The sequence below is a fragment of the Leptospira adleri genome, from assembly GCF_002811985.1.
Taxonomy (GTDB): Bacteria; Spirochaetota; Leptospiria; order Leptospirales; family Leptospiraceae; genus Leptospira; species Leptospira adleri.
In genome coordinates this window covers 1-2,392 of sequence record NZ_NPDU01000148.1, presented here as the reverse complement: position 1 = coordinate 2,392, position 2,392 = coordinate 1, and the positions used below count along the sequence as shown (strand labels likewise).

The following is a 2,392-nucleotide window of genomic DNA, read 5'->3' as shown; positions in this document are numbered from 1 at the left end:
ATTAGTTATTTTTGTTGATGTTGACCAAAGGAAAGATAGTTACAAGTAAAATGCGGTCGCATCGCCTAACTTCGGTTTCTCGCGGCGCTTCGAGATTGCTCCGCAACTCTCGCTTGGCCTCCGGCACATTTGCTTTGTCACTCGGCTTGCGGGTCGTTCGCTAAGGCTCACTCAAGCCTCGCGCCAATTCTTTCGCGCGTTTAGACGCGCTCCAGAACCGCAAACGTCGAGAAACCTAGTTCGTTAGACGACAGTTTTTAAGTATCCTTTTGAAATAGGAGTATTTAGATTCAATTCGGATAATTTGGGATTATTCGAAACAAAAGAAATATCCCTTTTCGATTGACAAATTTTAATGTAATTACATAGTAATTACCATGAAGGCTTCAGTTGTAAAAATAGGCAATTCAAAAGGTATTCGAATCCCTAAGGCTGTTTTGGAAGAATGCCATATTGAAGAAGAAGTAGATTTACTAATCGATAATAATAAACTAATAATTGTTCCTCTAAAATCGAAACCAAGAGAAGGGTGGGAAAAACAATTTAAGGCAATGTCATCTAATAAAGATGATAAATTACTTATTTCAGACTCAATAGATTTATCAGACAAGGATTGGGAATGGTGATTTCTCAATACGAAGTATATTTGATAAATTTGGATCCAACGGTTGGACATGAGATAAAGAAATCAAGACCTTGCGTAATAATCTCACCTAACGAAATGAATAAAACTATTGGGACAATCATTGTTGCACCAATGACGACTAAATCACGATCTTATCCAACAAGAGTCGAATTGACATTTCAAGGAAAGAAAGGTTGGATTGTGTTAGATCAAATCCGAACCGTTGATAAAACACGTCTGGCAAAAAAGTTAGGAAAAATAGATCCCAAAACAGTTAATAAAATGAAACTGATTATAAAGGAAATGTTGGCTGATTAAGCCATCAATTGATTTAATAAAAACCGTCGTCTAACTTCGGTTTCTCACTGCGCTTCGAGATTGCTATCGCAACTCTCGCTTGGCCTTCGGCACATTTGCTTTGTCACTCGGTTTGCAAGCCGTTCGCTAAGGCTCACTCAAACCTCGTTCCAATTCTTCCGCGTGCTTAGGCGCGTTCCAGGACCGCAAACGTCGAGGAGACTCTTTCGTTAGGCGACAGTGGCGGATATCAAACTTTCTATTCGGCAGATTTTGAAATAACTCAATTGAGACAACGAAAATAAAGACTTTACATATATATAGTATCTGTATTAGCTATCTAAGTGCGTTTTGAATGGGATATCAATAAAGAAAGAATAAATATTCAGAAACACGGTCTTTCATTCGGAGAAGCCTCATTGGTTTTTGCGGATCCGAGAACTATTTACATTTCTGATCCAGATCATTCCATTGGTGAAGTCAGAGAAATTGCACTTGGAATGATTGAAAATATTACTATTGCAGTTGTAATTTTTGTTGATCGAACGCAAAATGATGAAGAAATAATAAGGATTATATCAGCAAGGCCAGCTTCGAATTCAGAGAAGGCTCAATACTACTCAACTGATATTTAAAGATATGAGAGAAGAATACGATTTTTCAAAAGGGAAGCGCGGTATTTATTCACGAGATTTAAAAGATCTCCATTTTCCTGTGTACCTCGATCCTCAATTGGAAGAATATTATAAGAAAATAGCTCTTAAAAAGAATAAAGATCTTAGCACGATTATTAATACAATTTTACAAAAAGAAATGGAATTGCACGATTCCTTAATCTAATTTTAACCCAAGCTTATCAAACGCCACCGATCGCGCCTAACTTCGGTTTTCCGCTTCGTTCGGGATTTGCTAATGCAAACCCTCACTCCGGGGCAAGCCACATCGCTTCGCTCACGGAGTTAAATTGTAAAAGTAATGTATTTTAGTAAAAAACGTTTCGCGTCCCTTCGGGACCAGCGACGTCGGAAAACCTACATCGTTAGACGCCATAACCTAAAACTGGAACATCAAAACTACGAGTATAGAAAATATACGAAGCGATATTAAAACTTATTGGGATCAAACTGTTGGTCATGAGGAATTAGGTCCTCTTAATGATTTTTTCTGAAGTCGATAATTTGAAAATGGAGCTTCTAAGATTCCTTGAATCCTGTGCGGGGGGCAATGAGCGATATAATGAATTAATTTCACCAATAATTAATAGAAACTTTATTAATGCATTGGGTGGTTGGTTGAGTCAGATCAAAGGTTACTTGGATCGAATAGAACAACTTGTCTCACAAGGGGATAGTGTCCTTAAAGTTTCGCACAAATGAGAACTTGAGAAGAGCTCTCCTCACACGATCAAGCCATGAGCTTTAAAGTTTTTAACTCTTTTAATTTCTCCATGTCAACATACTTTTTAGTTCC

4 protein-coding genes are annotated in these 2,392 nt (G+C 37.7%); all 4 read left to right on the top strand.

What is annotated here, in order from left to right; translation table 11 throughout:
- Positions 1-377: 377 nt before the first annotated feature.
- The 4 genes from CH376_RS23830 (at position 378) to CH376_RS23815 (ending at position 1,762) form a co-directional block, all read left to right on the top strand.
- Positions 378-626, top strand: coding sequence for an AbrB/MazE/SpoVT family DNA-binding domain-containing protein (locus CH376_RS23830; protein ID WP_100788604.1), 249 nt, complete (start codon positions 378-380; stop codon positions 624-626).
- The gene (locus CH376_RS23825; protein WP_100788603.1) at positions 620-943 is read left to right on the top strand and encodes a type II toxin-antitoxin system PemK/MazF family toxin; all 324 of its coding nucleotides are present in this window, start codon (positions 620-622) and stop codon (positions 941-943) included. Before CH376_RS23830 ends, CH376_RS23825 begins: the two co-directional genes overlap by 7 nt.
- Before the next feature lie 323 nt (positions 944-1,266).
- On the top strand, positions 1,267-1,557 hold the full coding sequence (locus tag CH376_RS23820) for a BrnT family toxin (protein ID WP_100788602.1): 291 nt from the start codon (positions 1,267-1,269) through the stop codon (positions 1,555-1,557).
- Between the two features lie 4 nt (positions 1,558-1,561).
- Positions 1,562-1,762 (top strand): toxin-antitoxin system, antitoxin component, encoded by a 201-nt coding sequence (locus CH376_RS23815; protein WP_100788600.1) that lies wholly within the window; start codon positions 1,562-1,564, stop codon positions 1,760-1,762.
- The last annotated feature ends 630 nt before the right edge of the window (positions 1,763-2,392 follow it).